The organism is Paraburkholderia bannensis NBRC 103871 (assembly GCF_000685015.1).
In the GTDB taxonomy this organism is placed as follows: Bacteria; Pseudomonadota; Gammaproteobacteria; order Burkholderiales; family Burkholderiaceae; genus Paraburkholderia; species Paraburkholderia bannensis.
In genome coordinates, this window is record NZ_BAYA01000013.1 from 176,816 (window position 1) to 192,515 (window position 15,700).

Consider the following 15,700-nt stretch of genomic DNA (forward strand, 5'->3'; position numbering starts at 1 on the left):
TGCAAAGCAGCGTTTTTCTCAAGCAGCCGTATAGCGGCTTGCGGGGGTCTTGTTCGACAGATGCGGGGCCATCGTGCGGCGCGCGGCCTCGTAGGCGTCCCATTCCTCGCCTGCATGCAGCGACGGAATCGTCACGAGTTCGCCGCGCTCGAAGCCCTTGAGCGCCGCATCCACCATGTCCTGCGCGGACATCACGATCTCTTGCGGCAGGTGCTCGACGGGCAGGCCGCCGGTCTGCCAGAAGTCCGTGGCCGTGGCGCCCGGCAACACGGCCTGCACCTGCACGCCCTTGCCCGCCAGTTCGTGATGCAGCGACTGGCTGAAAGCCAGCACGAAGGCCTTGCTGCCGCCATAGACGCCGTTGAGCGTTTCCGGCGAAATGGCCACGATCGACGAAATATTGACGACCGCGCCCTTGCCGCGCGCGACGAACCCCGGCACCGCCGCATACGTCAGACGCGTGAGCGCGCCCACGTTCAGGTCGATCAGGCGCGACATGGCGTCCACGTCGCTGTCCAGCAGCGGCGTGTGCGTGCCCACGCCCGCGTTGTTGACGAGCAGCGTGATGCTGGCGTCTTCCTTGAGCTTCGCTTCCACACTGGCCAGATCCGCGCGGTCATTGAGATCGGCGGCGACGATTTCGACGCTGCGATGCGTCTGCGTCGTGATGCGGTCGGCCAGCGCGACCAGGCGCTCGCGGTTGCGGGCGACCAGGATCAGGTCGTAACCGCGCTGGGCGAGACGCTCGGCATAGACCGCGCCGATGCCCGACGATGCGCCCGTAATGAGGGCCGTACCTGCATGTTCCTGATTGAATGCCTGTGCCATGATGTGACTCCGTTTCGGTGTTGTCCGTGTCGTCCGCGTTTTGCGGGGGTGGAATACGCTGATGCCGTGAATGCATTCTGGCGATTTCGCCGCGCGACGGAAATGACGTATTTGGGTATGATTTCGGACATCGGACGACCGGGGAACGGACATGCATCGAATCGGCTTTTTGCTCAGCGACGGCTTCCAGATGATGACGCTCGCCCCCCAATCGGTGTTCGAGCACGCCAACCTGACGGCAGGCCAGGACTTCTACAAGCTCGAAACGTTTTCGCCGGAGGGCGGCGAGGTGCGCTCGTCGCTGAACATCCCGGTCGGCACGCGCGCGCTGCGTGGGCGCATCGACGTCGATACGTGGATCGTCGCGGGCGTCAACGACCCGCTCATCGAGCCGCCGCCCGCGCCCATCCTGGCGTTCCTGCGCAAGACCGCGCCACGCGCGCGTCGCATCGCCGGGATCTGCACCGGTGCGTTCGTGCTGGCAAGTGCGGGACTGCTAGCGGAGCGCCGCGCCACCACGCACTGGTTTTATGGGCGCGAAATGCAAAAGCGCTTTCCGGACATCCGTGTCGAAGAAGACCGCATCTATATCGTCGATGGGCCGATCTGGACTTCGGCGGGCATGACGGCGGGGCTCGACCTGGCGCTCGCGATGGTGGAAAAAGACCTGGGCGCCGATATCGCGCGTTCCGTCGCCCACAAGCTCGTGATGCACCAGCGCCGCGCGGGCGGCCAGTCGCAGCATTCGGAAATGCTCGATCTCGCGCCTAAATCGGATCGCATCCAGAACGCGCTCAACTACGCGCGCCAGAACCTGCACGGCTCGCTCACCGTGGAAGAACTTGCCGAGCGCGTGCATCTGAGCCCGCGCCAGTTCAGCCGCGTGTTCACGCTGGAAACCGGCCAGTCGCCGGCGAGGGCCATCGAAGGGCTGCGGCTGGAGGCCGCGCGGCTGATGATCGAGCAAAGCCGCCATCCCCTCGAAGTGATCGCGAAGGAGACCGGCTTTCGCGACCGCCGCCACCTGCGCGAGGCGTTCGTGCGTGGCTTCGGCATTCCGCCGCAAGCGGTGCGTCGCGAAGCGCGCACGGAGGTGCGCGGCGGCGAAACGCAGCCGGCGTAGCGGCGCGCTGCACTACAATCGCAGGACTCGCGCGCGCCGCGCCCCACACTAGAACGAACCCCGCCTCACCCCTCATGCGTATTCTCCACACCTCGGACTGGCATCTGGGCCAGAACTTCATGGGCAAGAGCCGTCAGGCCGAGCATCGGCAACTGATCGACTGGCTCGTGGCCCAGGTCGACGCGCACGCCGTCGACGCCGTGCTGATCGCAGGCGATATCTTCGATACCGGCACGCCGCCCAGCTACGCACGCGAGCTGTATAGCGACCTCGTGGTGAAGCTGCATGCGGCGGGCGTGGCGCTGCTCCTGCTTGGCGGCAATCACGATTCCGTGGCGACGCTGCGCGAAAGCAGCGCCTTGCTGGAGCGTCTGTCTGCACGCGTCGTGCCGCACGCCGATGCGCCCGAGGCGCAAGTGCGCGTGCTGCCGCAGCGCGGGCAGGCCAAGCCGGGTTGCGTGGTCTGCGCGGTGCCGTTCATTCGCACGCGCGACGTGATGCAAAGCGAGTTCGGCCAGAGCGCCGAGCAGAAGCAGCAAAACCTGCAGCTTGCGATCCAGGCCTATTATCAAGCGGTTTTCGCAGCCGCCGACGCGCGGCGCAAGGCGCTTGAAGCCGAACTCGGCCACCCCGTGCCGCTGATCGCAACGGGCCATCTCACGACGGTGGGCGCCAGTGCGAGCGAGTCCGTGCGCGAGATCTATGTGGGCGCGCTCGAAGCATTTCCCACCAGCGCGTTTCCGCCGGTCGATTACGTCGCGCTCGGCCATATTCATCGGCCGCAGAGAGTGGGCGGCCTTGCGCATATCCGCTATAGCGGCTCGCCGATTGCCTTGAGCTTCGACGAAGCGACGCAGCAAAAGGAAATGCTGCTGGTCGAACTGGGCGAAGCGGGACTCGCCAGCGTCACGCCGCTGCCCGTCCCGGTGCTCCAGCCGATGGTCGCGCTCAAGGGCAATCTCAAGACGCTGCCCGATGCGTTCGCGAACGCCGCGAAAGACGCGTCGCCCGAGCGCCCCGTGTGGATCGAAGTGACCGTCGCCGATGACGACTATCTCGCCGACCTGCCCGCGCGCATCCAGACGCTGACCGAAGGCCTGCCGGTCGAAGTGCTGCGCATCCGCCGCGAGCGCGGCAATAGCCAGGCGCAACTGAGCGCCGATGCGGGCGTGACGCTCGACGAACTCGATCCGCTCGATGTGTTCGCGCGCCGTCTTGCGCATGAGACGCTCGACGACGGGATACGCGATGCGCTTACGGCGCGCTATAAAGCCGTGGTCGCTTCGACCGTGGAGGGCGAGGCATGAAGATCCACAGCCTGCGCCTGAAGAACCTCAACTCGCTCAAGGGCGAGTGGCACATCGACTTTACGAAGCCGCCCTTTTCCGACAACGGCCTGTTCGCCATTACCGGGCCGACCGGCGCCGGCAAGTCGACGCTGCTCGATGCGATCTGTCTCGCGCTGTATCACGAGACGCCGCGTTTGAAGACGCTTTCGGCGAGCGCGAACGACATCATGACGCGCCACACGGCGGACTGCCTGGCCGAAGTCGTGTTCGAAGTGAAGGGGGAAGTGTTCCGCGCGTTCTGGAGCCAGCGCCGCGCGCGCGACAAGGTGGACGGCGCATTGCAGCAGCCCAAGGTCGAACTCGCGACCGGCGACGGCACCATCCTCACCACGCATATCGGCGAGAAGCTGCGGCGCGTGACCGAGATTACGCGGCTGGATTTTCCGCGCTTCACGCGCTCGATGCTGTTGGCGCAAGGGGGCTTTGCCGCGTTCCTCAACGCCACGGCCAACGACCGCGCGGAATTGCTGGAAGAGCTGACCGGCACGGAGATCTACGGCGAGATCTCGCGCCGCGTGTTCGAACGTGCGGCGCAGGCGCGCGACGCACTCAAGCAACTGCGCGCGAAAGCCGAAGGCATGGAACTGCTCGATGCCGAGCAGCGCGCGGCGATCGAGCAGGACATCGTCGCGCTGACGGGTCAGTTGAACGCAGGCAATGCGCAGACAAAAACGTTGCACGCGCAACGGCAATGGCGACGCGACCTCACGCAGGCGCAAGCGGATACGCAAGCGGCGCTGGCGCGCGAGGCCACGGCCGCCGCCGCGCTCGACGCCGCCGCGCCGGAACTGGCAAAGCTTGCCGCAAGCGAGCCTGCCGAGGCGCTGCGCCCGGCGCACCTGGTCGTGCAGCAAAGCGACGCCGCTTGCCGACAGTCGGAGACCGAACTCGCCACGCTGCGACGCGACCGCGCGGAGCGTCTTGCCGCGCAACGCGAGCAATATGGCGCGACCGCTACGCTCGCCGCGCGCATCGTGCGGGACGGCGACACGCACCTCGCGAAACTCGAAGGCGAGCAGCGCAGTCTCGATACTTACTGCACGTCGAATCGCCATCTCGCCCAGCTTGGCGAGCGCATCGGCGCGTGGCGTCAGCAGTTCGAACAGCGCAAGCGCATGGCTGCCGATCTGGCCGCGCGTGCGAAGCAGCTTGGCGACATCGAGCGGCAGCAAAACGAACAGCGCGCGCAGCGTGAACAGCACGCGGCGACGCTCAGCGCTGCCGGGCATGCGAAAGCGGAAGCGGACGCCAGCCTGCAAACGCTTCAAGTGGCGCAGCAAACGCGCCTGGCGGGACAAACGCTCGCACAGATGCGCGAGACGTGGCATGCGGGCCAGGCGACGTTCGCGCGCTGGCAGCAGCTGGAAACCATCGCCGGGCGTCGACGCGCACTCGCCGATGAAGAACAGGCGCTCGCCGCAACGCTCACGCGCACGCAAAGCGACATCGACGCTCAGGCAGCGCAAGCGCAAACACTCCAGCAATCGCATACGCAATTGCAGGCGCGCGTGGACGACAAGCAGAAGCTGCTCGAACAGGAGCAGGTGATTCGCAGCCTCGCGCAACATCGCGCGCAATTGCAGGCTGGCGAGGCCTGTCCGTTGTGTGGCTCGCATGAACATCCGGCAATCGAGGCCTATCGCGCGCTGGATGAGTCCGCAACGCAGGCGGCGCTGCAAGCGGCGCGCGCGGAGTTGCAGACCTGTGCGCAGCAATTGAGCGCGGCCGGGCAAGCGCTTTCGGCGCTCCAGGCGACGCTTGCGCAGCAACGCGCGCAGCACGAAAAACTGGCCGCGCGCAGCGCCCAGAATCGCGAGGAATGGGATGCGCTGGTAGCGGCGCTTGGCGTGCCCACGCTCGATGCCGATGCATGGCAACGCGAAGATGCGCTGGCCGCCGCACGCGAGTCCGCGAATCAGGCCGCGCAGCGACTCAAGCACCACCTCGACACCGCCGAAGAGGCCGAAGCCGCGCTCACCCGTGCGCGCGAAGCCAGCACGCGTTGCGCCGACGCGCTGGCCGCCGCACGCGCCCGCGCCGACCTGCTCGAACAGTCGCTCAAAAGCCTCCAGGAGCGCAGCGAAGACATCGGCCGCGAACGCGCCGCGCTGCAAGTCGCACACGACGACGAATCCGCCAGCCTGCTCGACACGCTGCGTGCGAGCGGCTATGCACTCGACGACCTGCCCGAAGAAGCCGCGGACTGGCTCGCCGTACGCGACGCCGAATGGCGGCAGTGGCAGCAAACGCAACAACGTCTGCACGCGCTCGGGCAGGCGCTCGTGCGCCAGCGCGGCCTGTGCGAGGCCGCCCGCGCGCAGTCGAATATCTGGCGCGAACGATGCGCGAGCATCGGCGTGGAGACGGCGCGCGCCAGCCTCACGGCGTCCCTGTTCGATAACGAGGAAGAAGATGGCGACGCGTCGCCGGAAGATTTCGGAGCAAGCGCCTTGCGCGCCGATGCGCTGACGCGTGAACTCGCCGCGCTCGACGGCCAGCTCGCGCATCTCGACCGTACGCTCGCGCAACAGCGTGCGGCCTTCGAAGAGGCGACCAGGACGTGGCAAGCCGCGCTCGCGCAAAGCCCGTTCGCCGATCAAGCGCGCTTTCTGGAAGCCCTGCTCCCGGCGGACGAACGCAAGCGCCTGCAAAGCCTCAAGCAGCAGCGCGAACAGGACAAGCAGACCGCCAGCGCACTGCTGCAAAGCGCACGCGGCAAGCTCGCGACCCTGCAAGCCGCCGAGCCGCCCGTGCAGACCGACGCCACGCTAGAAGCGCTGGAGGCCCAGCTCGATGTGCTGGAAAAAGAAAGCGCGGCGCTCAACGAACGCCTGGGCCATCAACGCGGGTTGTTGACGCGCGACGCGCAGCAACGCGACAGCCAGCGCGCGCTGTTCGAGCAGATCGAAGCCCAGTCGCAGGACGCCGATCTCTGGCAACGGCTCGATTCGCTGATCGGATCGGCGAAGGGCGACAAGTTCCGCCGCTTCGCGCAGGGCCTCACGCTCGATCACCTGCTCGCGCTCGCGAACCGGCATCTCGACCGCCTGCACGCGCGCTACCTGCTGCGCCGCAAATCGACGGGCGAACTGGAACTGGAAATCGTCGATGGCTGGCAGGCGGACGCCACGCGCGACACGCGCACGCTCTCGGGCGGCGAGAGCTTCCTCGTGAGTCTCGCGCTGGCGCTCGCGCTATCGGATCTCGTGAGCCACAAGACGTCGATCGATTCGCTGTTCCTCGACGAAGGCTTCGGCACGCTCGACGGCGATACGCTCGAAATCGCGCTGGACGCGCTCGATACGCTCAACGCGAGCGGCAAGATGATCGGCGTGATCAGCCACGTAGAAGGGCTCAAGGAGCGCATCGCCACGCAGATCCGCGTCGAGAAAGGCGGCGGGATCGGGCATTCGCGGCTGGTGCTTTAAGGCTTGTTTTCAAGGCCCGCGAGATGGTCGAGCATCTCGCGGCCGATCTGCTGCTCGCCGCGTGCGACGAGCGCGTCACCCGCGCCGCGAATGTCGCGCGCCTCCTTGTTCTGGCCGAGCTTGCGCTTGCCCACGAGACGCGTTATTTCGATCTCCAGCCCCACAATCGCCTTGAGCATGGTGTCGAGATAATCGGTGGGCGCGTCGCCCATTTTCCAGGGCTGTGGCTCCCCCGCTTCATGCGTGCGCGTCAGGCGCGCGACCACGCCGCGCACGAACTTCTCGTCGTCGCGAATGCGGATGCGGCCATGCGCGTGCACGACCACGTAGTTCCAAGTGGGCACCTGGCGATGCGTCTCGTGCTTGCTGGGATACCACGTGGGTGAGATATACGCGTCGCCCGCACGGAAAATAGCCAGCACTTCGTCGCCGTCCTTTACGTCCTGCCAGAGCGGATTGGCGCGCGCCACGTGCGCATGCAGCGTGCCGAGCGCACCTTCATTCGCAAGGAGTTCGAAGGGAATATGGTTGGCGTCCAGTCCGCTCGCGCCGTGCGTGACCAGCGTGCCGAACGGATGCTGCGCGACCAGCGCGTGCAGGACGTCGGGGCGGGATTCGTCGAAATGGGCGGGGACGTACATGGCGGCTCCACGGGCGCGAGTGGGGAAGCCATGATTGTCGCGCTAAAGCGCGATCGGTTGTAGAGCCAGCGCCTCAGGCAAACGGGGAACCAGACCGGGGGTCAAACCTGGCCCGCCAGCTCCACGTCGACGCGTTGCAGCGCGCGGAACGGCGCCAGCGCGTCTTCGCTCGCGCTCGCCGACGTAATGAGTCGCCAGTCGCGCTCCAGCGGCGTCCAGTGCTGCTGACGCGCGCGGCCGAGCTTGTCCGAGTCCGCCAGCACGATCACCTGCGCCGCGCGCCGGATCATGCAGTCCTTGAGCGAGGCCTGTTGCGCGCTCGCTTCGCACAGGCCGAATCCGGCGACCACGCCGTCCGCGCCCAGGAACGCCGTATCGACGCTCACGCGCGACAGCAGGAGTTCTGCGAGCGGCCCGAGCGTGCTCATGCTGGAGCTGCGCAGGTCGCCGCCGAGCAGCGTGACTTCGATGCCCGGCGCGTTCGCGAGCGTCGTCACGGCCAGCAGGTTGTTGGTGATGACATGCAGGTCGCTGCGCGTGAGCAGATGGCGCGCGAGCGCGGCGCACGTGGTGCCGCCGTCGAGCATGACGGTGTCGCCGTCGCGCACGTGGGCCGCGGCGGCCAGCGCGATCAGCTCTTTCTGCTCGCGCTGCGCGGCCTTGCGCTCTTCGAGCGAGGCTTCCGGCTCGTGCACGCCCACCAGCGCGGTCGCGCCGCCGTACGTGCGCACGAGGCGGCGCTGCTTGTGCAGCACGGCCAGGTCGCGGCGGATCGTGGCTTCCGACACGCCCAGCGCCTCCGTCAACTGTTCGACGTTGGCCTCGCGCGTTTGCACGAGTTCGAGAATGGCGCGGTGACGGTCGGATGCTTTCATTGCAAATAAGGGTGTGGCTGAACGAACCCGGCGATCTTACACGATGGCGCGGGCCCGTCCTCCACGCCTTATCGGCGCAACACGCTTAACGGCGCGTGGCCAGTTCCGCGCCCTGGCGCAGCGCTTCGAGCATGCTGCCTTCGTCGACCACGCCCTTGCCCGCGATGTCGAACGCCGTGCCGTGATCGACCGAGGTGCGGATCACTTCGAGGCCCACCGTCACGTTCACGCCCGCTTCGAGGCCCAGCACCTTCACGGGGCCGTGGCCCTGGTCGTGATACATCGCCACCACGAGGTCGAAGTCGCCGCGGCCCGCGCGGAAAAACAGCGTATCGGCGGGCAGCGGGCCGGTCACGTCGAGGCCGCGTTCCTGCAGCAGCTTGACCGCCGGGATGATCTTCTCTTCCTCTTCGCCATAGCCGAACAGGCCGTTTTCGCCCGCATGCGGATTGATCCCGCACACGCCGATGCGCGGCTTCGCGATGCCCGCCTTCACGAGCGTGGCGTTGCCGCGCTCGATCGTGCGCTGCACGAGGCCGGGCTCGATCTTGCGGATCGCGTCGATGATGCCGATGTGCGTCGTCACGTGGATCACGCGCAGTTGCGGGGCGACCAGCATCATCGACACTTCCTCGACGCCCGTGAGGTGCGCGAGCATTTCCGTGTGGCCCGGATACTTGTGGCCGCCCGCGTGCAGCGCCTCCTTGTTGAGCGGCGCGGTGCAGATCGCGTCGATCTGCTTGCCCTGCGCGAGCTCGACCGCGCGCGCGATGTACTGGTACGCCGCGTCGCCCGCGAGCGCCGAGAGTTCGCCGAAGGGCAGGTCGGCGGGGATCAGATCCAGGTCGATCACGTCGATCGTGCCCTGCTCGTAGCGCGCTTCGGACGGGTCGTTCACGCGGCGCACCGCGAGCGTCAGGCCGCAGATGTCGATGGCCTGTTCGAGACGGCGCGCGTCGCCGATCACGACCGGGCGGCATTGCGCGTAGACGCTGGCGTGCGTGAGACTCTTCGCGACCACCTCGGGGCCGACGCCGGCGGCGTCGCCCATCGTGATGCCGATGACGGGGATATAGGTGCTCATAAATTCCTCAAGGGTGCTGAACTGGCGTCGGCGCGCGGCTCACTGCGAGACCTCGCGCGCCGGGCGCGCTTATGTCGGGTTGTGTTGGGTGTCCTGTTGCGGCGGTGCTTCGTCGCCGCGCTGGTCGTAGCGCTGGTCGTCACGCTTGTCGCCGAGATGGCGCCAGGCGGCGTACAACGCTTCGTCGGTGCCGAACGCGCCGGCCTTCGTGACGACGGCCGGGCGATGCGTGCTGTCACGCGCTAGCGTCTGCGTATTCATATGCGGACGCGCCACCGCGACGCCCGCTTCGATTTCCGCAATCAGGCGCAGGCTGCCGATGCCTGCTGCGTCGAGCATCGCGCGCGCGGTCTCGCCGCCCGTCGCGATCAGTCCGCCAAGCCGCGCGAAATGCGGCGCGACCAGCGCGGCCAGCATCGCCGAAAGATGCGCGCCTTCGGCAGGGTCGAAAGCGTCGTCGCGGCCAATGCGCAGGAGCAGGTCGGCTTGCACGTCTTGCCCGCCGCCCAGCGTCGCGCCGAGGGTCGCCCCAATGCGCGCGCCCCATTGCGTCCATTGCTCGTGTTGCGAACCCGCGCGCAGCACGTCGGGCGGCACCACGAGTTCGGCCAGGCCTACGCGCTCGCGCAGCACGGCGCATTGACGCTCGCCCACGGCGGACAGGCTGCCGACCAGCACGAGAATCGGGCCGGGCGCGCTACCGCCTTGATCTTCAGCGTTCGATACCTCGAAGCGCGGCGCGTCGACGGTCGCGAGTTCGCGCGCAAGGCCGCCCGAGCCGACCCAGAAGAACGGGCTCCTGAGTTCGAGCGTCGCGCGGGCCAGCGCGCGCAGGTCTTCAGCGCACACGGCGTCGACGATCAGCGCCTGCGCGCCTTCCGGGCCTTCTGCCTCGATCAGCGCGACGCGGCGCGCGAGCGACCGCGGCTCGTTATGCAGCAGCGCCGCGTTGAAGTGCTCGCTCTTGAGGCCCGCGCCCGCCAGCATCACGGCCATGTCGGCGTTGCGGCCCGCGTGTTCGAGCTGCCAGGTGTCGGTGCGTTCGAGCGGCACGCCATGCACGAGCAGCGCGCCTTCGCGCACCGTGCGGCCCGTCGCCGGAAACGCGGGGGCGACGATCGCCAGTCCCGCGCGCGCCTGCAAGGCCGCGACTTCGGCGGCCCAGTTGCCGCGCAACGTCGAATCGATCTTCTTGTAGAGGCGGCGTTCGTGCCCCAGCGCGGCGAACGCCTGCGCGGTGCGCTGCGCCGCGTCGGCGGGCGTGAGGCGGCGCGTGTCGGTGTCGGCGGCGATCACATCGGCATCGTGTGAAGCAGGCAATGTATGCGCAGCCGCATCCTGCGCCGCGCCCGATGCGTCGAGCGTCACCACCGTGCGATGGCCCGCGTTCGCAAAACCGATCGCGCAGTCGGCGGCGCCCGAAAGATCGTCGGCGATGATCAGCAGCTTCATGGAGCGAGCCTCTTGCCTTCGCTGTTTTGCATGCGATTGTGCGTGCCACTCACCGCTTTCTTTGCATCGCGCGCCTGCGCCCGCTTCGCCACCCACGCCGTGAGCACCGGCGAGGCAATCGCCGTCACCACCACGCAGGCCGCGACCAGCAGCGTCGCGCTTTGCGCCGCGTGCTCGTAGACCGGATTGGCCGCCGCGACCAGCGCGGGCACCGCCGCGGCGTTACCCGCCGTATTGGCCGCCGCCACACCGGCGACGCCCGTGCCGCCCGTCACGCGATCGGCGAAATACAACGGAATGCCCGTCACGATCACCACGCCGATACCGAGGCCAATGCCGAGCAAACCCGCCTGCCACACCTTGTGCAGATCAAGGCCCGCACCCAGCGCCAGCGCGAAGAACGGGATCATCACCGGCACGGCGCGCGCGAGGAACGCGCGCATCTCGCGGTCGAGGTTGCCGAGCAGCATGCCCGCGCACAGCGGCAGGATGCTGCCCACCAGCGTCTGCCAGGGAAACGCCGACAGCCCGGCCACGCCCATCGTGACCATGGTGAGGAACGGCCCGGATTCCAGCGACATGATGGTGTAAGCGCCCACGTCTTCCGAGCGGCCGTACTGGCCCATCAGCGCCATATAGAGGCCGCCGTTGGTGTCGTTCATCGCAGCGACCACGGCCAGCGTGGAGAGCCCGGCGAACAGGCCCGAAGCGATCGGCTGCTCGCCGATCAGGTGGCCCATCACGACGCCCACCACGATTGCCGCGCCCACCTTGGTCGCGAACAGCGCGCCGCCCTTCTTGATCAGGTACGGCGTGGCCTTCACGTCGATGCTCGCGCCCATGCAGACGTAGAACACCGCGAGGATCGGCAGCGCGCCGGTAAAGAGTGCGTTCGTGAACGAGCCGAAGAACTTCGGCAGGCCGGGCAGGAAGGTTGCGATCAGCGAACCGGCCAGCAGCGGCACGATCATCATGCCGCCAGGAACGCGCTCGATCGCGCGCTTGATGGGAAGTTGAGCCATGGGAGTCTCCTCAATGATGTTCCGATCGGCGCACGCCTTGAACCGGCGCGGTCGCTCTGGGGATTTGATCGGTTTGCTCACTGTTTTGATTGAAACGATCAAAGCGGAGTGTAAACGTGCGCAACGGATTGCGCAATTCGATCATTCATTTGATTGAAACGATCAAAAAAGGGACGATTGATGCGCGCAGGGTCGCACGCCAGCCGCATGCCAGCCCGACGGCGGACGGCTCCAGGCAATCCCCCAGTCGAAGCCGCTATGATTAGTCTGACGAAAAGAGGCCGCCGTCCAACCGCGCCGCGACACTGCCCGTCCACTTCCCACCCGCACGATGAACGCCGCCCATAACAAGCCAGACGACGAACAAGACCACGCGCCGAGACCCACCAACCATCCCGAATATGTGATCCGCGATCACGCCGTGGTGCGTCTATGGCGCAACCTGCCGCTCTGGACGCGGGAGGAGACGCCGCTGCCCATCGAGCGCCCGCAGGATTTCCGCTGCATCCGGGGTCGCTGGTTCACCGACGGCGTGCACGTGATCGTGCAGGCGCAACAGGGCGCGTCGATCGCGCGCGAGTACTACTACCGCATCGAGGACGCCGATCTCGCCACCTTCACGGTGCTCAACGAGCGCTATGCGCGCGACGCGCATCAAGCCTACTTCATCACCAATCGCACGATCCGCACGCGCAGCCCGCACGCGTTCCGCCCGCTCGACTTCGAGCGCTGGTATGAGCGCGACGACGGCACGCTCTTCACGCAGATGCGGCCGCACGAGTACTACGCCGTCGATCACGAATCGATCTACATGAACGGCAGGCGCATTGCTGGATCGGATGGCGCAAGCGCCGCGGGCTTCGAAGGCGGCTATGCCGTCGACGCCCAGCGCGTCTACTACTACGGCAAGCCCACGGACATCGACCGGGACAGCTTTGTCACGGGGCCGCTCGACGGGCGGCTGCGCTTCACCGACCGGCTTGGCCCGATCAACCACGGCAAACGCATGACCGCGCTCGAACATCGCCAGATCGAAGAATGGAATGCGTTCTTCCAGGTTCGCCCACATCTTCAGGACTACTGGTGGCACCGGCTGCGCAGGCGCAGCGACGCCCCGGCCGTGATCTACGACGGCCTGCGCCTGGCGGGCCTCGACGCCGCCAGTTTCGCCACGCACACGTTCAGCTACGGCGCGGACAGGCAGGCGCGCGGCACCGCCTGCGGCGACGCGCACGGCATCCACTGGCTGCACCGCTACGGCGAACATAACGCGAGGCTGGAACGCATTTCGGATCAGCCCGTCACCGCGCTGCGCGAACTGGGCACGCACTATTTCACCGATGGCGCCGTGGTCTTCTATTCGCCCAATCACTACCAGACGCCCACGCCGCTGCGCCGCGTTGCACCGGCGACATTCCGCGTGCTTGGCGAGGGCTGGGCGTGCGACGGCAGCCGGGCGTTCTACCTGGGCGTGGAGAAAAAGGGCGTGGATGCACAGCGCCTGCACATCGACGGCGGCTATGCGTGGGACGATGCGCGCCTGTTCCATGACGGCGCGCCGCTAGTTGTCGATGTGCCGCACGACCGGCTCGTGGTGCCGCATGACGGCTTCCTGCGCGCGGGAGACAAGCTGTTTGCGGGACGGCGGCCGATTTCGGCGCGGCGCGTGCATCTGCCCACGCTCGAATTCCTCAGCGACGATTTTGCGCGCGACGCGCACAAGGCGTACTTGATCGACTATCCGGGCCTGACCGAGATCGCAGGCGCCGATGCAGCGACGTTCCGCGCAGGCGGCCCAGGCGAGGCAAGCGACGCCCGCAGGCGTTACGACGCGAAGGCGCTGCGCGCGGGCGTGGCCCCGGAGACCTGAACCTGAGCGTCGCCTTCCAGCAGCTCGAACAGCCGCGCGACGCGCCGGCGCTGGGTGGCGACGAGGTCATAAGTCGCCTCCAGAACGCGCAGGCGCTTCTTCCAGTATTCGCCGTCAATCCCGCGCGGCGTGTGCGCCGCCTGGGCGCGGTTCATGTACTGCACCATGCGCTCGACGTGATCGAGTTCGGCGTCCGCCAGGTTGGCTGGCAACAGATTGCCGGTCTTGGGGACGTGGGGTTTCGGTATGGCACTCATTGTTTCTCCCGCTTTTTTTATCGGTCGCCTGTCGTGTCAGGAACACGCGGACAAACTGCAGAAGCGTCCGCGTGGGTCGCCCTTCCCCCGAACCCGTTTCGCGACGCGATGATTTTCGGCGCGCGCTGCAATGTTTTTTGCGCCGATGGCCTCTCCCTTTCTTCTAATGACAATAACCAGGTTCGGATGGCGTGCTTGACCATGCGTCTCAGTTCATTTGGTTCGCGGTTTGCGCGGCTAACGCGGCTAACGTGACTTTTAGGGCCTAATCGCGTTCACTATGTGGGCTTAGCGCTTCGCCCATCGGGTCGCCCGCGAAAAACTCCTTGCGCACACAACGATTTTTCAGCGGCACGGAGTGGATTGCGCACGCGCTATTTCCAGTTACGCAATGGATTGATTCGTTAGCCGGAACAAAACCTCGCACGACGCGCGCGGCCTTCGCGTATACCCCGAAAACACAGGCGTTGCGCGAGTTTTCCCTTTTTGAATCAACACCTCGCGCGCCGTGAAAATCGAATTAAGGGGTTTTTTTCGGGTTTTTTTCGAGTTGCCTCGCCACGATCGCGCTTCTAGAATCGAACGGATTAGTACGGTGCCGCGCAACAAACAAAGGCGCCCATATAAAGAGACTCAAGCAAGCATCAGGAGGACGATCCATGACGAACGCGCAGCACGCGCACTATCGAGCGCTCGCATGACGCCACCCAGGGAGAGACACACCATGGACGACATGCTGACGACATCGGCGCAAACTGTGCTCGCCGATCTCTGCACGCCGCAATTCGTACGCGGCGTGGAACTGACGCAAGACCGCCGCGCCGGGCGCGAACTCTGGCGGCAACTCGAAGCGCTCGGCCTGCTCGACGCGCTCGTGCCGCAGACCCAGGGCGGCGCCGACCTGCCGCTCGCACAGGCTGCGGGCGTGCTGTTCGCTTTCGGCCAGCACGCCTTGCCGCTGCCCGCCGCCCACACGATGATCGCGCGCCATCTGCTCGCGGCCGCCAGCGTGAGCGCGCCGCGCGGGCCGATCGCGCTCGCCATCGCCGACGCCACCCAGCGCGCGGCGTTTGTCCCCTACGGCCAGGTCGCCGACGCCGTGGTCGTCGAAACGTCCGCCGGGACGTGGCTCGTCGCGCTCAAGTCGGCGTGCGTGGAAAAACATGGCGATGGGCTGGACGCCACGGTGCGCTTCGACACGCGCACGGCGCAGCCGCTGCCCGCGCGCGGGATCGCGGAACTCGGCGCGATCGTGACCGCCGCCACCATGGCGGGCGCGATGCAGCGCGTGCTCGACATCAGCACGGCGTACGTGAACGGGCGCGCGCCCGCGAGCCGCACCTGCAGCACCTTCGTGGCGCTTGAGCGCCAGTTGAGCGTCATGGCGGGACACGTAGCCGCAACGCGCGTGGCCGCCGAACAGGGCTGTGCCGCGCATCGCAGCGGCGAGCAGCGACTGGCGAGCGCGATCGCGAAGGCGCGCGCGAGCCGTGCGGCGCCGCTCGTGGCCAATGGCGCGCATGGGCTGATGAGCACCGTGTGCAACGCCGAGAAAGTCGACTTGCAACTGTTCACGCGCCGCCTGCACGCGCAGCGCCTGCAATACGGATCGGAGTCCTTCTGGGACGAGGTGGTGGTCGGCACGCACGTGCGTGATGCGCGCTGTGTGGTCGATAACGATGTCGTGGGGATTTTCGACGCGCTGGATGAGGTCGCGACGCTAGGGCATTGAGGCATTGAAGGCTTGAGGCCTCGCCCGCCACGATGAAAA

Annotated in this window: 12 protein-coding genes; 5 read left to right on the forward strand and 7 right to left on the reverse strand. The window is 66.9% G+C overall.

What is annotated here, in order from left to right:
- Window positions 1-18: 18 nt before the first annotated feature.
- A complete protein-coding gene (locus tag BBA01S_RS20725; protein WP_027818138.1) occupies window positions 19-828 on the reverse strand; it encodes an SDR family NAD(P)-dependent oxidoreductase in 810 nt (269 codons plus the stop codon).
- Between the two features lie 151 nt (window positions 829-979).
- On the opposite strand from BBA01S_RS20725, the gene BBA01S_RS20730 reads away from it, so the two are divergent.
- The 3 genes from BBA01S_RS20730 to BBA01S_RS20740 all read left to right on the forward strand — a co-directional run bounded on the left by BBA01S_RS20730 (window position 980) and on the right by BBA01S_RS20740 (window position 6,728).
- Window positions 980-1,951 carry a GlxA family transcriptional regulator gene (locus tag BBA01S_RS20730; protein WP_027818139.1) on the forward strand — a complete coding sequence of 324 codons (972 nt, stop codon included), beginning with the start codon at window positions 980-982 and terminating at the stop codon, window positions 1,949-1,951.
- A gap of 74 nt (window positions 1,952-2,025) precedes the next feature.
- Window positions 2,026-3,258 carry an exonuclease subunit SbcD gene (gene sbcD, locus BBA01S_RS20735; protein ID WP_027818140.1) on the forward strand — a complete coding sequence of 411 codons (1,233 nt, stop codon included), beginning with the start codon at window positions 2,026-2,028 and terminating at the stop codon, window positions 3,256-3,258.
- Complete coding sequence (locus BBA01S_RS20740) at window positions 3,255-6,728, forward strand: AAA family ATPase (protein ID WP_027818141.1); 3,474 nt, start codon at window positions 3,255-3,257, stop codon at window positions 6,726-6,728. Before sbcD ends, BBA01S_RS20740 begins: the two co-directional genes overlap by 4 nt.
- On the opposite strand, the gene BBA01S_RS20745 is transcribed toward BBA01S_RS20740, so the two are convergent.
- The 5 genes from BBA01S_RS20745 to BBA01S_RS20765 all read right to left on the reverse strand — a co-directional run bounded on the left by BBA01S_RS20745 (window position 6,725) and on the right by BBA01S_RS20765 (window position 11,802).
- Entirely contained in the window at window positions 6,725-7,369 is a 645-nt protein-coding gene (locus BBA01S_RS20745) for an FMN-binding negative transcriptional regulator (protein WP_027818142.1), read from the reverse strand. The two genes, BBA01S_RS20740 and BBA01S_RS20745, sit on opposite strands and share 4 nt — an antisense overlap.
- A 101-nt stretch (window positions 7,370-7,470) precedes the next feature.
- Window positions 7,471-8,244 carry a DeoR/GlpR family DNA-binding transcription regulator gene (locus BBA01S_RS20750; RefSeq protein WP_027818143.1) on the reverse strand — a complete coding sequence of 258 codons (774 nt, stop codon included), beginning with the start codon at window positions 8,242-8,244 and terminating at the stop codon, window positions 7,471-7,473.
- Window positions 8,245-8,329: 85 nt separating this feature from the next.
- Complete coding sequence (gene pdxA, locus BBA01S_RS47880; RefSeq protein WP_027818144.1) at window positions 8,330-9,328, reverse strand: 4-hydroxythreonine-4-phosphate dehydrogenase PdxA; 999 nt, start codon at window positions 9,326-9,328, stop codon at window positions 8,330-8,332.
- Between the two features lie 69 nt (window positions 9,329-9,397).
- The gene (locus BBA01S_RS47885; RefSeq protein WP_063750557.1) at window positions 9,398-10,780 is read right to left on the reverse strand and encodes a four-carbon acid sugar kinase family protein; all 1,383 of its coding nucleotides are present in this window, start codon (window positions 10,778-10,780) and stop codon (window positions 9,398-9,400) included.
- Window positions 10,777-11,802, reverse strand: coding sequence for a 2-keto-3-deoxygluconate permease (locus tag BBA01S_RS20765; protein ID WP_027818145.1), 1,026 nt, complete (start codon window positions 11,800-11,802; stop codon window positions 10,777-10,779). Before BBA01S_RS20765 ends, BBA01S_RS47885 begins: the two co-directional genes overlap by 4 nt.
- A gap of 331 nt (window positions 11,803-12,133) precedes the next feature.
- Between BBA01S_RS20765 and BBA01S_RS20770 the strand changes: the two genes are divergently transcribed.
- Window positions 12,134-13,672: a DKNYY domain-containing protein gene (locus tag BBA01S_RS20770; RefSeq protein WP_027818146.1), complete on the forward strand. Its 1,539-nt coding sequence runs from the start codon at window positions 12,134-12,136 to the stop codon at window positions 13,670-13,672.
- Here the strand turns inward: BBA01S_RS20770 and BBA01S_RS20775 are convergent.
- On the reverse strand, window positions 13,627-13,929 hold the full coding sequence (locus tag BBA01S_RS20775; RefSeq protein WP_042297599.1) for a hypothetical protein: 303 nt from the start codon (window positions 13,927-13,929) through the stop codon (window positions 13,627-13,629). The two genes, BBA01S_RS20770 and BBA01S_RS20775, sit on opposite strands and share 46 nt — an antisense overlap.
- A gap of 724 nt (window positions 13,930-14,653) precedes the next feature.
- Here BBA01S_RS20775 and BBA01S_RS41980 point away from each other — a divergent pair.
- Window positions 14,654-15,661 (forward strand): acyl-CoA dehydrogenase family protein, encoded by a 1,008-nt coding sequence (locus BBA01S_RS41980; RefSeq protein WP_052391815.1) that lies wholly within the window; start codon window positions 14,654-14,656, stop codon window positions 15,659-15,661.
- Window positions 15,662-15,700: the final 39 nt, after the last annotated feature.